The organism is Stenotrophomonas sp. Steno-Z2 (assembly GCF_056393235.1).
In genome coordinates this window covers 104,175-118,749 of sequence record NZ_JBWJOY010000006.1, presented here as the reverse complement: position 1 = coordinate 118,749, position 14,575 = coordinate 104,175, and the positions used below count along the sequence as shown (strand labels likewise).

Annotated in this window: 16 protein-coding genes; 4 read left to right on the top strand and 12 right to left on the bottom strand. The window is 69.1% G+C overall.

From position 1 onward, the window contains the following. The first annotated feature begins 48 nt into the window (after positions 1 to 48). Complete coding sequence (gene rlmB / locus AC06FP_RS13220) at positions 49 to 795, top strand: 23S rRNA (guanosine(2251)-2'-O)-methyltransferase RlmB (protein WP_456116584.1); 747 nt, start codon at positions 49 to 51, stop codon at positions 793 to 795. A 55-nt stretch (positions 796 to 850) separates the two neighbouring features. Here rlmB and phoU read toward each other — a convergent pair whose 3' ends face one another. From phoU to AC06FP_RS13165, 11 genes are all read right to left on the bottom strand, one after another. Beyond that, positions 851 to 1,561, bottom strand: a complete 711-nt coding sequence (gene phoU / locus AC06FP_RS13215) for a phosphate signaling complex protein PhoU (protein ID WP_456116583.1) — start codon at positions 1,559 to 1,561, stop codon at positions 851 to 853. 123 nt (positions 1,562 to 1,684) lie between these two features. Further along, complete coding sequence (gene pstB, locus AC06FP_RS13210) at positions 1,685 to 2,515, bottom strand: phosphate ABC transporter ATP-binding protein PstB (RefSeq protein WP_456116582.1); 831 nt, start codon at positions 2,513 to 2,515, stop codon at positions 1,685 to 1,687. A gap of 33 nt (positions 2,516 to 2,548) precedes the next feature. Beyond that, entirely contained in the window at positions 2,549 to 3,409 is an 861-nt protein-coding gene (pstA, locus tag AC06FP_RS13205) for a phosphate ABC transporter permease PstA (protein WP_478075815.1), read from the bottom strand. Then, positions 3,409 to 4,380 carry a phosphate ABC transporter permease subunit PstC gene (gene pstC, locus AC06FP_RS13200; RefSeq protein ID WP_456116580.1) on the bottom strand — a complete coding sequence of 324 codons (972 nt, stop codon included), beginning with the start codon at positions 4,378 to 4,380 and terminating at the stop codon, positions 3,409 to 3,411. The genes pstA and pstC overlap by 1 nt, the downstream gene beginning before the upstream one ends. Positions 4,381 to 4,618: 238 nt before the next feature. Continuing rightward, entirely contained in the window at positions 4,619 to 5,707 is a 1,089-nt protein-coding gene (gene pstS / locus AC06FP_RS13195) for a phosphate ABC transporter substrate-binding protein PstS (protein ID WP_478075814.1), read from the bottom strand. 285 nt (positions 5,708 to 5,992) lie between these two features. After that, positions 5,993 to 7,012 (bottom strand): phosphate ABC transporter substrate-binding protein PstS, encoded by a 1,020-nt coding sequence (gene pstS, locus AC06FP_RS13190; RefSeq protein ID WP_456116578.1) that lies wholly within the window; start codon positions 7,010 to 7,012, stop codon positions 5,993 to 5,995. Positions 7,013 to 7,500: 488 nt separating this feature from the next. Next, complete coding sequence (locus AC06FP_RS13185; RefSeq protein ID WP_456116577.1) at positions 7,501 to 8,712, bottom strand: OprO/OprP family phosphate-selective porin; 1,212 nt, start codon at positions 8,710 to 8,712, stop codon at positions 7,501 to 7,503. Between the two features lie 375 nt (positions 8,713 to 9,087). Beyond that, positions 9,088 to 9,216: a hypothetical protein gene (locus AC06FP_RS13180; protein ID WP_478075813.1), complete on the bottom strand. Its 129-nt coding sequence runs from the start codon at positions 9,214 to 9,216 to the stop codon at positions 9,088 to 9,090. 10 nt (positions 9,217 to 9,226) lie between these two features. Continuing rightward, complete coding sequence (nth, locus tag AC06FP_RS13175) at positions 9,227 to 9,862, bottom strand: endonuclease III (RefSeq protein WP_456116576.1); 636 nt, start codon at positions 9,860 to 9,862, stop codon at positions 9,227 to 9,229. 136 nt (positions 9,863 to 9,998) lie between these two features. Then, entirely contained in the window at positions 9,999 to 10,349 is a 351-nt protein-coding gene (locus AC06FP_RS13170) for a hypothetical protein (protein WP_478075812.1), read from the bottom strand. A gap of 11 nt (positions 10,350 to 10,360) precedes the next feature. Beyond that, positions 10,361 to 11,143: an enoyl-CoA hydratase/isomerase family protein gene (locus AC06FP_RS13165; RefSeq protein ID WP_456116574.1), complete on the bottom strand. Its 783-nt coding sequence runs from the start codon at positions 11,141 to 11,143 to the stop codon at positions 10,361 to 10,363. 166 nt (positions 11,144 to 11,309) lie between these two features. Here AC06FP_RS13165 and AC06FP_RS13160 point away from each other — a divergent pair, with 166 nt between their 5' ends. From AC06FP_RS13160 to AC06FP_RS13150, 3 genes are all read left to right on the top strand, one after another. Further along, positions 11,310 to 12,011, top strand: coding sequence for an FKBP-type peptidyl-prolyl cis-trans isomerase N-terminal domain-containing protein (locus AC06FP_RS13160; RefSeq protein WP_433851968.1), 702 nt, complete (start codon positions 11,310 to 11,312; stop codon positions 12,009 to 12,011). Positions 12,012 to 12,150: 139 nt separating this feature from the next. Beyond that, entirely contained in the window at positions 12,151 to 12,954 is an 804-nt protein-coding gene (locus tag AC06FP_RS13155) for an NUDIX hydrolase (protein ID WP_456116573.1), read from the top strand. Then, on the top strand, positions 12,951 to 13,853 hold the full coding sequence (locus AC06FP_RS13150) for a sulfurtransferase (RefSeq protein ID WP_478075811.1): 903 nt from the start codon (positions 12,951 to 12,953) through the stop codon (positions 13,851 to 13,853). The genes AC06FP_RS13155 and AC06FP_RS13150 overlap by 4 nt, the downstream gene beginning before the upstream one ends. A gap of 105 nt (positions 13,854 to 13,958) precedes the next feature. On the opposite strand, the gene AC06FP_RS13145 is transcribed toward AC06FP_RS13150, so the two are convergent. After that, positions 13,959 to 14,528 carry an N-acetylmuramoyl-L-alanine amidase gene (locus tag AC06FP_RS13145; protein WP_478075810.1) on the bottom strand — a complete coding sequence of 190 codons (570 nt, stop codon included), beginning with the start codon at positions 14,526 to 14,528 and terminating at the stop codon, positions 13,959 to 13,961. Positions 14,529 to 14,575: the final 47 nt, after the last annotated feature.

Here is a 14,575-nt window from a genome sequence, read left to right as displayed (position 1 = left end):
GGGCCGATGCACTACCATTACGCGCCCAACTCCCCTCGCGCGGTCGCAATGAGCAAGCAGAACCAGTGGATCGTCGGCGTCAACGCCGTGGCTTCGTCGATCGAGAAGGACCCGGACAACGTCCGCGAGGTGCTGATCGAGGCCGGCAGCAAGAACGCGCGGCTGGTCGAGATCGAGGAGAACGCGCGGCGCAAGGGCATCGACGTGCGCCGCGTGGGCGCGCAGGCGCTGGGCGGCGTGGCCGGGCAGGTGCGCCACCAGGGCGTGGTCGCGCGCTACGCCGCGGCGAAGCTGTGGGGCGAGAACGAGCTGGAAGGGCTGGTGGAGGCCGCCGAAGGCAAGGCGCTGCTGCTGGTGCTGGACGAGGTGCAGGACCCGCACAACCTCGGCGCCTGCCTGCGCAGCGCCGCCGCCGCCGGCGTCACCGCGGTGGTGATCCCCAAGGACAAGAGCGCGCCGGTCAACGCCACCGTGCGCAAGACCAGCGCCGGCGCGGCCGACCGCATCCCGGTGGTGGCGGTGACCAACCTGGTGCGCTGCCTGAAGGACCTGCAGAAGCAGGGCGTGTGGCTGTACGGGCTGGCCGGCGAGGCGGAGCAGACCATCCACCAGCTGGACCTGCGCGGCAATGTCGCGCTGGTGATGGGCGGCGAGTCCGACGGCCTGCGCCGCCTGACCCGCGAGACCTGCGATGGGCTGGTGCGCATCCCGATGCCGGGCGATGTGGAAAGCCTCAACGTGTCGGTGGCCACCGGCGTGGCGCTGTTCGAGGCGGTGCGGCAGCGGCTGGGGTAAGGCCGGGCGCAACCGCCATCTGGAGAACGCCGGGCTGTGCCCGGCGTTCTCGTTTTCAGGTGTGGTCGACCGTGCTGGTCTCGTCGCGCTTCTCGCGCGGCGGCAGCGGCGCGTCGCCGTGCACCAGGAACCAGACGTTCTCGGCGATGTTGGTGGCGTGGTCGCCGATGCGCTCCAGGTTCTTGGCCATGAACAGCAGGTGCGTGCACGGGGTGATGTTGCGCGGGTCTTCCATCATGTAGGTGAGCAGCTCGCGGAACAGCGCGGTGTACTGCGCGTCCAGCCGGGCGTCGTCCTGGCGCAGCGCCAGCGCGGCATCGGCGTCGTTGCCGCGATAGGCGTCAAGGGCGCGCCGCACCTGCTGCGCGGCGAGCCGGCCGAGGGCGCGCAGGCCCTGGATCTGCGGCATCGGCGGCACCGTGGCCAGGGCGATGGAACGCTTGGCGACGTTGGCGGCGTAGTCGCCGATGCGCTCGATGTCGGCCGGGATGCGCAGGCCGGCGAGGATCTCGCGCAGGTCGCGCGCCATCGGGCCGCGCAGGGCCAGGCGCATGACGTCATGGCTGATCTGCTGTTCCAGCGCGTCGATGGCCTCGTCGTTGGCGATGATGCGGCGCGCGGCGTTCTCGTCGCGGCGCTCGATCACGTCCAGCGCGGCCTCGAGCTGGGCGACGGACATCTCGCCCATGCGCACGATCTCGGCCACCAGGCGGTGCTGTTCTTCGTCGTAGCTTTTCACGATGTGGTCGTTGGGATGGGTGTTCATTTTGGGAGCCGGGAACAGGGAAGGGGGAAGAGGGAATGGCTGGGGTGGGGCGGCGAGGTCGGGCGTGTGGCAGGCGAAGGGCTGCTTCCATTCCCGCTTCCCTGTTTCCCCGCCTTCGCGCTTTCAGCCGAACCGGCCGGTGATGTAGTCCTCGGTCTGCTGCCTGGACGGGTTGGAGAAGATCACGTCGGTGCGGTCGTGTTCGATCAGGTCGCCCAGGTACATGAAGGCGGTGTAGTCGGACACGCGCGCGGCCTGCTGCATGTTGTGGGTGACGATGGCGATGGTGTAATCGTTCTTCAGTTCCTCGACCAGCTGCTCGATGCGGCTGGTGGAGATCGGGTCCAGCGCCGAGGTCGGTTCGTCCAGCAGCAGCACGTCGGGCTTGAGCGCTACCGCGCGGGCGATGCACAGGCGCTGCTGCTGGCCGCCGGACAGGCCCAGCGCGCTCTGGTTCAGCTTGTCCTTCACCTCGTCCCACAGCGCGCCCTGGCGCAGCGCCTGTTCGACGCGGTCGGCCATGTCGGCCTTGGACAGCCTTTCGTGGTGGCGGATGCCGTAGGCCACGTTCTCGAAGATGGTCATCGGGAACGGCACCGGCTTCTGGAACACCATGCCGACCTTGGAGCGCAGGCGGTTCATCGGGTACTTCGGCGAGAGGATGTTCTCGCCGTCCAGCAGCACTTCGCCGCGGGCCTCCAGCTTGGGGTACAGCGCGTAGATGCGGTTGAAGATGCGCAGCAGGGTGGACTTGCCGCAGCCGGACGGGCCGATCAGCGCGGTGACGCGCTTTTCCGGGATTTCCAGGTTGATGTTCTTCAGCGCGTGGAACTGGCCGTAGTAGAAGTCCAGGCCGCGCGCGGCGAGCTTGACCGGAGCCGGCGTCTGCAGGTCCTGGTGCGCGGTGGGCACGGCGATGCGCTGCATCGGCACGGCGTTGGTGAGGTCGTTCATGGGCAGGTCCATGGAAGGAAGTCGGTCGTTCGGTCAGTCGTTGGAGATGCGGTTGCGCAGCAGCAGGCCGCGTGCGGAGAGGCTGACCAGCAGCACGAACACGGTCAGCACCAGGGCGCCGGCCCAGGCCAGCACCTGCCACGATTCGTAGGGGCTGCCGGCGAACTGGTTCATCACCACCGGCACCGAGGCCATCGGCTGGAACACGTTGCTGTTCCAGTACTGGTTGCCGAAGGCGGTGAACAGCAGTGGCGCGGTCTCGCCGGAAATGCGGGCCAGCGCCAGCAGGATGCCGGTGACGATGCCGGCCATGGCGCTGCGGTACAGCACCTGCACGATCACCTTCCACTGCGGCACGCCCAGCGCCAGCGCCGCTTCGCGCATCTGCACCGGCACCAGCCGCAGCATCTCGTCGGTGGTGCGGATCACCACCGGCAGCACGATGAAGGCCAGCGACAGGGCGCCGGCGAACGCGGAGAAGTTGCCGCCGGTCTGCATCACGTACAGGGTGTAGACGAACAGGCCGAGCACGATCGACGGCGCCGACAGCAGGATGTCGTTGACGAAGCGCACCACCGTGCCGGCCTTGCGCGCATTGCCGTACTCGGCCAGCCAGGTGCCGGCGGCCACCCCCAGCGGGGTGCCGATGGCGATGGCCAGCGCGCACATCACCGCGCTGCCGAAGAAGGCGTTGAGCAGGCCGCCTTGCTGCATCGGCGGCGGCGTCATTTGGGTGAACAGGTCCAGGTTGATGCCGGGCAGGCCCTTGGACAGCAGGGTCCACAGGATCCAGCCCAGGAACAGCAGGCCGAACGCGGCGGTGGCGCAGGCCATCAGCAGCGCCGCGCCGTTGGTGATGCGGCGGCGCAGGTACAACGAATCAGCGGCGGACATCAGTTGCCCTCCTTGCGGGACAGGCGCAGCAGCATCAGGCGGGCGATGGCGAGCACCACGAAGGTGACGATGAACAGCACGAAGCCCAGCAGCAGCAGCGCCGAGCGGTAGGTTTCGGTGGCTTCGCCGAAGTCGTTGGCGATCAGCGCGGCGATCGTCGTGCCCGGCTCCAGCAGCGACGGCGTCAGGCGCACGCTGTTGCCGATCACGAAGGCTACCGCCATGGTCTCGCCGAGCGCGCGGCCCAGGCCGAGGAAGATGCCGCCGATCACCGCCGAGCGGGTGTAGGGCAGCACGATGTCCCAGCTCACTTCCCACCTGGTCGAGCCCAGCGCGTAGGCCGATTCCTTCAGGCGGGTCGGCACGGTGAGGAACACCTCGCGCATCACCGAAGAGATGAAGGGGATCACCATGATCGCCAGCACGAAGCCGGCGGTGAGCATGCCGATGCCCAGCGGCGGGCCCTGGAACAGCGGGCCGATCAGCGGCAGCCCGCCCAGGTGGTCGTTGAGGAAGGGCGTGACGTACTCGGTCATCACCGGCACCAGCACGAACAGGCCCCACATGCCGTAGATGATCGAGGGGATGCCGGCCAGCAGCTCGATGGCGGTGCCGACCGGGCCGCGCAGCCAGCGCGGCGCGACTTCGGTGAGGAAGAAGGCGATGCCGAAACTGACCGGCACGGCGATCAGCATGGCGATGACCGCGGTGACGATGGTGCCGTAGATCGGCGCCAGCGCGCCGAACCGGTTCTCCACCGGGTTCCAGTCGGCGGTGTAGAAGAAGCTCAGCCCCTGTTCCTGCAGGGCATGGCGTCCGCCCCACAGCATCGACAGCGCGGCGCAGGCCAGGGCGGTGAGCACCAGCACCACGGTGACGATCAGGAACCCGCGGAACAGGCGGTCGTTGCGGGCGTCGCGCAGGTCGCGCGAGGTGGGCGAGGAGGCTAGGGACGGCGCAATGGCATTCATGGCAGCGGCGGGGGCCCAAGGGAGAGGCGGGGGAGCTGAGGCAGGGGGAGAACCGTCATTCCTGCGTGGCGGGAACTGCTTTTCGGCCGTCATTCCCACGAAGGCGGGAATCGCTCCTGCTGTTGCCTTGCGTGGGACTTCAGAGCAACAACAACGGCAGAATCGAGAGCGATCCCCGCCTGCGCGGGGATGACGCACTGGCAGAGGCGGGGCCGCTGGGCGGCCCCGCGCCGGTGCGTCACTTGAACTCGCTGGCCCAGTAGCCCTCGATCTGCGTCACCAGTTCGGCCGGCAGCGGCACGTAGTGCAGTTCGTTGGCCTGCTGCTGGCCGTTCTCGAACGCCCACTTGAAGAAGGCCAGCGTGTCGCGGCTGCGCTTGGCATCCTTGGGCTGCTTGTGCATCAGCATGAAATTGGTGGCGGTGATCGGCCAGGCGTTGGCGCCCGGGGCATTGGTGATGACCAGGTTGAAGTCCCTGGCGCCTTCCCAGTCGGCGCTGGCCGCGGCGGCGGCGAAGGTCTCGGCGGTCGGCTGCACCCAGTTGCCGGCGGCGTTCTGCATCGACGCGTACGGCATGTTGTTCTGCAGCGCGTAGGCCAGTTCGACGTAGCCCAGCGCGCCCTTGATCTGCTGCACGTAGGAGGCCACGCCCTCGTTGCCCTTGCCGCCGACGCCGTCCGGCCACTGCACCGAGGTGCCTTCACCGACCTTGTCCTTCCACTCGCCGCTGACCTTGGACAGGTAGTTGGAGAAATTGAAGGTGGTGCCCGAGCCGTCGGAGCGGTGCACCAGGGTGATCTTGGTATCCGGCAGGGCCACGCCCGGGTTGGCGTCGGCGATGGCCTTGTCGTTCCAGGTCTTGATCCTGCCCAGGAAGATGTCGGCGAGCAGCGCGCCGCTCAGGCGCAGCTGGCCCGGCTGCAGGCCTTCCAGGTTCACCACCGGCACCACGCCGCCGATGGCCGACGGGAACTGGCCCAGGCCCGCCTGCGCCAGTTCTTCGGAGGAGAGCGGCTTGTCGGACGAGCCGAAGTCGACGGTGCCGGCCTTGATCTGGGCGATGCCGCCACCGGAGCCGATGGACTGGTAGTTGACCTTCGCGCCGGTGGCGGCGTTGTAGTCGGCCGACCATTTGGACACCAGCGGGAAGATGAACGACGCGCCGGCGCCGGAGATCTCGGCGGCGACCTTGTCGCCGGCGGCAGGCGCCGACGGCGTGGCGGATCCGGGGCTGGAAGCGGCGGTGTCGCTCTTGCCGCCGCAGGCCGACAGGCCCAGCGCGATGGCAAGGGAAAGGGCGGCAAGGCCGGTCGTGTGCAGTTTCATGGGGGCTCCATGGCGGGAAAGGACCGGCGTCGCCGGCGGATGCGGCTATGAAATGATGTTTTTGTTACAGGCTGATTACATGGGGCGGGGAAAGGGGAGGCGGGAACGGGGAAGGGAGGCTCCGGTAGGGCTTCATTCCAAGGATCCGGCCGCGTTTTACGGGTAGACGCCCTTGGCGCACCACCACTTCCCGCTTCCCCGTTCCCGCTTCCCGCTCAAAAAAAAAGCGCGGATCACTTGATCCGCGCCCGAGGCGACGAGGGAGAGGGCCCGCCGGCTCTTTGCTCAGTAGCGCATGTTCTGCTGCCAGTAGGTCTCGATCTGGCGGACCAGCGGGGCGGGCAGCGGCACGTAGTCCAGCTGGCGGGCCTGGGCACCGCCGTTGGCATAGACCCAGCGGAAGTACTCGACGGTGGCCCTGGCGCCTTCGGCGGTCTTGGGCTGCTTGCGCATCAGGATGAAGTTGGTGGCGGTGATCGGCCAGGACTGCTCGCCCGGGGCGTTGGTCATCACCAGGTAGAAGTCCCTGGCGTTCGCCCAGTCGGCGCTGGCGGCGGCGGCCGAGAAGGTCTCGTCGCGCGGCTGCACGAAGTTGCCGGCGGCGTTCTTCATGCGCGAGAAGGTCAGGCGGTTCTGCAGCGCGTAGGAGAATTCGACGTAGCCGATCGAGCCGCGGATCTGCTTGACGTAGGCGGCCACGCCTTCATTGCCCTTGCCGCCGATGCCCACCGGCCACTGCACGGTGGTGCCTTCGCCGACCTGGTTCTTCCAGTCGGCGCTGACCTTGGACAGGTAGTTGGTGTAGTTGAAGCTGGTGCCCGAACCGTCGGAGCGGTGCACGACGGTGATCTTGGCGTCGGGCAGGGCCAGGCCGGCGTTGAGGGCGACGATGGCCGGGTCGTTCCACTTGGTGATCTTGCCCAGGAAGATGTTGGCCAGGGTCGGGCCGTCCAGCTTCATCGCACCGGCTTCCACGCCGGCCACGTTGATCACCGGCACCACGCCGCCGATCACCGACGGGAACTGCACCAGGCCGGCGGCGGCCAGTTCTTCCGGCTTCAGCGGGGCGTCGGAGGAGCCGAAATCCACCGTGTTCGCCTTGATCTGGGCGATGCCGCCGCCCGAACCGATGGACTGGTAGTTCACCTTCTTGCCGGTGGCGGCGCTGTAGTCGGCCGACCACTTGGACATGACCGGATAGATGAAGGAAGCGCCGGCGCCGGTGACATCGGCGGCATTGGCGGCGAACACGGACGACGCGGCGAGGATGGCGACGACGGCGCGCGATTTGATGGCGTGGATCACGAATGGCTCCTGGGAGGTGAATGTGCGGTGAGTTCCGCCCGGCGCCTATTGCATAACCATTCGATGACACCGCCGCGTCTGTCATGTGACGCAGGTGTTACAGGTGCTGGCCGGAACGGAGCGACATCCCGCCCGGAAAGGCAGGGAGCCTTGGCGTGGAGCGTGCGGGGCCCTGCCGGAAAACCGATGCCCGGTTCCGCTGCGATTGCGCCAGCGCCCATGCCCATGAGAGGGCGCATCCGGATGCGCGGTGTTGTGCGTGCGGCGCCATGCGTATCCCCGGCACAGCCGGTATCCCGTTCGCCTGCGCTCCGCTGGATGGTGCTCGGCTCGCTGGCGGACAACCGCCGGTCGCCATCGGCTGCCGCAGCGGGAGGCATCGCCGGGGAGGGTGCAGGTACCATTGCCGCGGATGCCGTCCTGCCGCAAGCCGGAAACGACGAAACGCCCCTTGCGGGGCGTCCGTGTTGCTGCCTGGGGAGTGCCGCTTACCAGAAGAACTGCAGGCGGGCTTCCAGGATGTCCGGCTTGTCGGCGACGAAGCCGCGCGCGCTGGAGGAGTACTTCTTGCTGTCGACCATCACGTAGTTTAGCGAGGCCTTGAAGTTGGAGCGCCAGTACCAGTTGGCGCCGACGGTCCAGATGTCCATCTTGCCGCCCAGCACGCCGTCCACCAGCGGGGCGCCGCCGGCGACGGCCGGTGCGCGCAGGCCGCCATCGTTCAGGTCGATGTGGTCGAAGCGCGCGCCCAGCTGCCACATGCCGCGGCCCGGTTCGTCCGGCAGGCCCAGGCTCGGGGTGCCGCCCTTGTAGCCCCAGGTCTCGCCGGTGACGTTCCACACGCCGCTGACGTAGTAGCCGTCGCTGGTGTAGTTGCCGTGGTCGTAACGCTTGACCTTGGCGCTGTAGTACTCGCCCTGGGCCTTGAACGGGCCGTGCACGTACATGGCCTCGGCGCCGAGCGTGCCGATGCGGTCGGTGTCCTTGAGGTCGCCGCTGTCGACCAGGCGCACGGTGGCCAGGTCGGCGTTGGGGCGGGCGCGCAGGCGCAGCGTATCGGCGTCGGTGTCGTAATCGGCGTAGCTCAGGCCGAAGTGCAGGATGTTGCCCTTCTCGTTGATCGGGGCGAAGGTGCCGCGCACGCCGTAGCCGCTGCCATGGGCCAGCTTGCGGGTCAGCTCGCGGCCGAAGGCCGACGCGGTCACCGACCAGTCGGCATCGCCGATGCTGTAGCCCACACCGAGGCGGCGGGCGACGGCATAGGTATTGGTCACCGTGGCCTTGGAGATGAAATCGTTGTTCTTGGTGCTGGACAGCTCTTCCAGGCTGTTCGGCTGCTTGAACTGGCCGGCCTGCAGGTAGTGGTTGGCGTCGCCGCCCAGCTTGTACTTGAGGTTGGTGTCCAGGAACTTGTCGGCCTTGGCGTCGTAACCCACCACCCACTCGATGTTGCCCGGGCCCTTGCCCTTGAGCACCAGCTCGGCGCGGCGCAGCTCGAACTCGCTGTTCTTGCCGTTCAGGCCGGTGGTGCCGTTGAGATCGGCCTTGTCGTTGCTGAACCAGTTGCCATCGGCCTGCACCAGGCCCTCGAAGGTGATTTCGGAACCGCCAATGACGTCGATGGCGACTTCAGCGTGAGCAGCCGGCGCGAACAGTGCCGCGGCGACGGCCGCAGTAAGGAGTTGGCGATGCAGTTTCATGGGGTGGGTAGCCTTGCAGGCAGGTTGAGGATGCTGCGCAGCCTAAAGCGTAAGGATTGCGTAAATATGACAGTCCGGCGACGCGCGCCGGTTGCCGCCGCGCCCACCCTGGCATATTGGACGGGCCCGCTGTTACCGGCAGGTGTCGTGCAGATGGCAGTCAACGCGCCGGCCCGCAGTGACGGATCGGCGCCGTTGGGGTCGATGCCGCGCCCGCGGCTGGCCATGCCGCCGCATCAGGCGACGGTCTTGTCCTTGTAGTGGCACAGGTCGCGGATGACGCACTGCGGGCAGTCCGGCTTGCGCGCCGGCCCGCAGTGACGGATCGGCGCCATCGGGGTCGATGCCGCGCCCGCGGCTGGCCATGCCGCCGCATCAGGCGACGGTCTTGTCCTTGTAGTGGCACAGGTCGCGGATGACGCACTGCGGGCAGTCCGGCTTGCGCGCCGGCCCGCAGCGACGGATCGGCGCCATCGGGGTGATGCCGCGGCCGCGGCTGGCCATGTTGCCGCCGTCAGGCGACGGTCTTGTCCTTGTAGTGGCACAGGTCGCGGATGACGCACTGCGGGCAGTCTGGTTTACGCGCCCTGCACACATAACGTCCATGCAGGATCAACCAATGATGCGCATCCTGCAGGAACTCGGCCGGAATCACCTTCAACAACCCGTCCTCCACCGCGCGTACGTCCTTGCCCGGCGCCAGGCCGGTGCGGTTGGAGACGCGGAAGATGTGCGTGTCCACCGCCATGGTCGGTTCGCCGAAGGCGGTGTTGAGCACCACGTTGGCGGTCTTGCGGCCGACGCCGGGCAGGGCTTCGAGCGCGGCGCGGTCGGCAGGCACTTCGCCACCGTACTTCTCGACCAGGATCGCGCAGGCGGCGATCACGTTCTTCGCCTTGGCGTTGAACAGGCCGATGGTGGAGATGTAGGGCTTGAGCCCTTCCTCGCCCAGCGCGAGGATGGCCTGCGCGGTGTTGGCCACCGGGAACAGCCTGCGCGTGGCCTTGTTCACGCCCACGTCGGTGGCCTGGGCCGACAGCGTCACCGCCACCAGCAGTTCGAACGGCGTGCTGTATTCCAGCTCGGTGGTCGGATGCGGGTTGAGTTCGCGCAGGCGCGTGAACATCTCGCGCACCTCTTCGCGGGTCATGCGCCTGGAGCGGGGAGCGGGTGCAGGGGAACGCGGGAGGGAAGCGCGCTGCTTCTTCGCCTGTTTCGCCTGTGCGGCGCCCGCATCCGCTTTGACGGTGGCGTTTGTCGTGGCCTTTGCTTTCACTGGTTCCTCTTCACTCTTTCCTGGCTTTCGCCTGGGCGCGGGCCAGGATCGCCGCGGCCGCCGCCGGCAGGGCGGGTGTGCGGTCCGGCACGGGCGGCGGTGCGCGCCGCGCCTCGCGCTCGGCGGCGCGGCGCGCCAGGCGCGCGGCACGGGCGCGGTGGCGTCCACGCGCGGCCCAGGCGTCGCGCAGGCGCTGCTGCGCCTGCGCCAGCTGCCGTGGCAGGTCCGGCTGCTGCGGGTCCAGCGCCGCGTCGCCGGGCTGCGGCACGTAGTCCATCAGGCCGGCGTCCAGCGCGGCGTCCAGGTCGTCATCCAGTACGTACTGCAGCAACTGGCGGGGGGAGGCGGAAGGAACGGGCATCGCGGCGCGGATCAGCAGTTGCGGAATTCCGGCTTGCGGCGTTCGAGGAAGGCGCCGGTGCCTTCGCGCATGTCCTGGGTGGAGAACATCAGCCCGAACTGCGCGCTTTCGTACTCCAGGCCTTCCTCGATGGCGCATTCGCCGCCGACGTTGACCGCGTCGAGGATGCCGCGCAGGGCCAGCGGCGCGGCGTTGGCCAGCTGCGTGGCGATCTTCAGGGTTTCGGCCTCCAGTTCGGCGGCCGGCACCACGCGGTTGACGATGCCCAACTGCTGGGCACGGGCGGCGTCGATGGGCGCGCCCAGCAGGCACAGCTCCAGGGTGGCGGCGCGGCCGGCCAGGCGCAGCAGGCGCTGGGTGCCGCCGAAGCCCGGGATCAGGCCGAGGTTGATCTCCGGCTGGCCGACCTTGGCGCTGTCGGCGGCGATGCGCAGGTGGCAGGCCATCGCCAGTTCCAGGCCGCCGCCCAGGGCGAAACCGTTCACCATCGCGATCACCGGCTTGGGCAGGCGCTCGATGCGCCGCATCAGGCGCTGGCCGAGCAGCGAGAAGTCGCGCCCCTGCACCGGGGTGAGGCTGTTCATCTCGGCGATGTCGGCGCCGGCCACGAAGGCCTTGGCGCCGGCGCCGGTCAGGACCACCACCCGCACGTCCGCGGCCCCGGCGGCCTCGGCGAAGGCGGCGTCCAGCGCCTCCAGGGTCTGGCGGTTGAGCGCGTTGAGCTTCTCCGGGCGCTGCACGGTGAGGGTGCGCACGCCATCGCGGGTGCTGATGGAAACCGGTGCGTCGGACATGCTGACTCCAGGAAAAAGTTAAGAAAAGGTAATCGGGGAACTCCGGCCATGACCGTTGGTCAGAAGCCCTTGTCGTCAGTGGCGGTCCGCCGTTGTGGCGGCTATCCTAACCCGTCGCCTCTAGCGGCATGGTTGCCCTGAGACATCTTTCCTGGAGAACTGTTTGATGAAGTTGCGTTCTATCGCGGTCGCCGTGGCCGCCCTGGCCCTCACCGGCACTGCAATCGCCCAGGACGTCTCGTCCGAGAAGGGCAAGCTGAGCTACTACTTCGGATACGACTACGGCAACAACCTGGCCGAGCTCACCGCCCGCGGCGAACAGCTGGACATCGCCTCGGTGGTCAAGGGCCTGCAGGACGCCTACGCGAAGAAGCAGCCGGCGATCACCAGCGACCAGCTCAAGCCGGCCGTCGAGGCGTTCCAGCGCCGCGAGCAGGGCCGCGCCGAGGCCGCCAAGGCCGAGTACGAAAAGGCCGCCGCCGAGAACAAGACCCGCAGCGACCAGTTCATTGCCGCCAACAAGGCCAAGGCCGGCGTGCAGACCCTGCCCAGCGGCGTGCAGTACCGCGTGATCGAAGCCGGCGCCGGCGCCAAGCCGACCCAGGCCAGCACCGTCGCGCTGGAAGTGGCCGGTCCGTTCCCGTACGGCCAGCGTCCGCAGGAGGCCCGCCCGGCCCAGCAGATCCCGTCGATCAAGGTCAGCGAAGTGGAAATGCAGGCCATGCGCGAGACCCTGCTGCAGATGCCGACCGGCGCCAAGTGGGAAGTCACCCTGCCGCCGGAGAAGGCCTACGGCGCCGACCCGCGCACCCCGTTCCCGCCGAACGTGGCCGTGCAGTTCGAGATCAAGCTGGTCAGCGTCAAGTAACCAGCAAGTGACGGAACGACGCGCCGGTGGCCTCCACCGGCGCGTTTTTCGTTTGTGCGGCCTGCCGTTCCGTGGCCGGCCGGCCCTGCAGCGCGATCGCGTTGCGGGCGATTGCAGTAGGCTTGGAGTGTCGTGACCGATGGATGCCGTGCGCCGTGCCATTTCCAGTCCCTGCATCGGAATCTGCTCGCTGGACGGCGGCGGCCGCTGCCGCGGCTGCCAGCGCACGGGCGAGGAGATCGCCGGCTGGATGCGCATGAGCGAGCAACACCGCCAGCAACTGATGCGGGACGTGCTGCCGGCGCGCGCGCTGGAGGCCGGTTCGCTGGCCGCCACGCTGCCCGGGCATGAACGCCTGCTGCGCGCGCTGAACCCGCTGGCCAGCGCGCCCAGCGACAAGGGCTGGAACTACGGCGAACTGGCTGACCTGCTGCCGCCCGGCCCGCCGGCCGAGGCGGCGGTGCTGGCCGGGCTGGTGCCGCGGCCGCAGGGCGTGCAGGTGCTGCTCACCCGCCGCACCGAGACGCTGCGCAACCATGGCGGCCAGGTCGGCTTCCCCGGCGGGCGCATCGAGCCGGGCGACCGCAACCCGGCGGCCGCGGCGCTGCGCGAGAGCGGCGAGGAAATCGCGCTGCCCGCCGAGCGGGTGCAGGCGCTGGGCTACCTGGACCCGTTCGTCACCATTTCCAGTTTCCGCGTCACCCCGCTGGTGGCGGTGATCGACCCGGCGTTCGTGCCGGTACCGCAGCCGGCGGAAGTGGCCGAGGTATTCGAAGTGCCGCTGGATTTCCTGATGGACCCGGCCAACCTGCGCCAGGTCGAGATCGACCACCGTGGCCGCATCCGCCACGTGCTCGAATACACCTGGCCGGGCCAGCGCATCTGGGGCGCGACCGCGGCCATCCTCTACAACCTGCGTCGCCGACTGGAGCAGACCCCATGAATGCCATCGACCCGCCGTGGACCACGCTGGTGGACGTGGCCCCGCTTGCCGCCGCCCTGGCTGCCGCGCCGCCGCGCCTGGTCGATGCGCGCGCCACCGCCAGTACCGCCACGCGGGTCGTGGACGCGCGCTTCTCGCTGGCCGATCCGCAGTCCGGCGCCGCGCAGTACGCGGCAGGGCATCTGCCCGGCGCGGTCTACGCCGATCTCAACCGCGATCTTTCCGACCTGTCGCGGCAGGGCCATGGCCGTCATCCGCTGCCGGACAGCGACGCCTTCGCCGCCACGCTGGGGCGCTGGGGCATCGGCCCGGACACGCAGGTGGTGGTCTACGACGCCGGCGACGGCAGCATGGCGGCCGCGCGGCTGTGGTGGCTGCTGCGGCTGATCGGCCATCGCCGGGTCGCGGTGCTCGACGGCGGGCTGGCGGCCTGGCAGGCCGCGGGCCAGCCGGTGGTGGCCGACGCGGTGCAGGTGCCGGCGTTGCCGCCGTATCCGGGGCGCTTCGACCTCGCCCAGGTGGCCAGCGCCGAGGAGATCGCCGCACGCCTGTCGCAGGCGCCGGGCTGGCTGATCGACGCCCGCGCCGGCGAACGCTACCGCGGTGAGGTCGAGCCGCTGGACCGCGTCGCCGGCCATGTGCCCGGCGCGCTCAACCGCCCGTTCGCGCTCAATCTGCGCGATGGCCGTTTCCGCCCGGCGGCGGAACTGCGCGCCGAACTGGAACCGCTGCTGGGCGCCCACGCGCCGGGCGAGGCGGTGATGATGTGCGGCTCCGGCGTCACCGCCTGCCACCTGCTGCTGGCCTTCGAGATCGCAGGGCTGACGGGTGCGCGGGTGTTCGCCGATTCGTGGAGCGGCTGGTCGTCCGACCCCTCGCGCCCGGTGGCGCGCCCGTAGGAGCGGCTTCAGCCGCGACGGGGTGTCCCATTGCAATCCGGTGATGGAGGGCGGCGCTGCCGTGCAGGCGGTTTCGGGCAGGCCCCATCGCGGCTGAAGCCGCTCCTACGGGGTTACCGGCAGGCGGTGCAGCGGGATCGCCGCCAGCACCTCATTCCACGGGAACCGCGGTCCCGGGTCGCGCTTGCGCGGCACCGACAGCGAGGGATTGTCACTGGCCGCCACCTGTTCGGTATCCAGGTCCTCGTGGCCGGCGATCCAGCGCAGCGCCGGCAGGCGCTGCGGCAGCCAGCGCAGCAGCGCGACCAGCGCATCGAGCTGCGCCTGCGCATACGGCTCGTCCATCGCCTGGTGGCGCGAATCCAGCCAGTGCGGATAGCGGCCGCTGTTGACCAGTTCGATGCCGAGCGCGCGCGGGTTGATGCCGCGCACGTGGTGGGCGCTGCGTTCGGGCGCGACGTACTGGTGGATGCTGCCGTCGCGGTCGATGTAGTAATGGCCGCTGTTGCCGGTGCCGCTGTCGTAGAGCACGCGCTCGCCGTATTCGCGCGCCATCGCCAGGTCCGGCAGCTCGGTGCAGTGGATCACCACCAGGTCGACCGCCGCCGGCTCGCGCAGCGGCAGCAGCGGCTCGTAGGGCAGGGGCGCGAGGTGGATGGCGGGCATGGCGTGCATCGGCGGATGCTAGCATTGCCGCCCCGTTCCGCTTCGTCTTCCGGTGT

What these genes read in the sequence shown, in the direction of transcription:
- rlmB (WP_456116584.1), top strand. Translation starts at nt 49, where the DNA reads ATGAGCAAGCAGAACCAGTGGATCGTCGGCGTCAACGCCGTGGCTTCG.
- phoU (WP_456116583.1), bottom strand. Translation starts at nt 1,561, where the DNA reads ATGAACACCCATCCCAACGACCACATCGTGAAAAGCTACGACGAAGAA.
- pstB (WP_456116582.1), bottom strand. Translation starts at nt 2,515, where the DNA reads ATGAACGACCTCACCAACGCCGTGCCGATGCAGCGCATCGCCGTGCCC.
- pstA (WP_478075815.1), bottom strand. Translation starts at nt 3,409, where the DNA reads ATGTCCGCCGCTGATTCGTTGTACCTGCGCCGCCGCATCACCAACGGC.
- pstC (WP_456116580.1), bottom strand. Translation starts at nt 4,380, where the DNA reads ATGAATGCCATTGCGCCGTCCCTAGCCTCCTCGCCCACCTCGCGCGAC.
- pstS (WP_478075814.1), bottom strand. Translation starts at nt 5,707, where the DNA reads ATGAAACTGCACACGACCGGCCTTGCCGCCCTTTCCCTTGCCATCGCG.
- AC06FP_RS13185 (WP_456116577.1), bottom strand. Translation starts at nt 8,712, where the DNA reads ATGAAACTGCATCGCCAACTCCTTACTGCGGCCGTCGCCGCGGCACTG.
- AC06FP_RS13180 (WP_478075813.1), bottom strand. Translation starts at nt 9,216, where the DNA reads ATGGCCAGCCGCGGCCGCGGCATCACCCCGATGGCGCCGATCCGTCGC.
- nth (WP_456116576.1), bottom strand. Translation starts at nt 9,862, where the DNA reads ATGACCCGCGAAGAGGTGCGCGAGATGTTCACGCGCCTGCGCGAACTC.
- AC06FP_RS13170 (WP_478075812.1), bottom strand. Translation starts at nt 10,349, where the DNA reads ATGCCCGTTCCTTCCGCCTCCCCCCGCCAGTTGCTGCAGTACGTACTG.
- AC06FP_RS13165 (WP_456116574.1), bottom strand. Translation starts at nt 11,143, where the DNA reads ATGTCCGACGCACCGGTTTCCATCAGCACCCGCGATGGCGTGCGCACC.
- AC06FP_RS13160 (WP_433851968.1), top strand. Translation starts at nt 11,310, where the DNA reads ATGAAGTTGCGTTCTATCGCGGTCGCCGTGGCCGCCCTGGCCCTCACC.
- AC06FP_RS13155 (WP_456116573.1), top strand. Translation starts at nt 12,151, where the DNA reads ATGGATGCCGTGCGCCGTGCCATTTCCAGTCCCTGCATCGGAATCTGC.
- AC06FP_RS13150 (WP_478075811.1), top strand. Translation starts at nt 12,951, where the DNA reads ATGAATGCCATCGACCCGCCGTGGACCACGCTGGTGGACGTGGCCCCG.
- AC06FP_RS13145 (WP_478075810.1), bottom strand. Translation starts at nt 14,528, where the DNA reads ATGCACGCCATGCCCGCCATCCACCTCGCGCCCCTGCCCTACGAGCCG.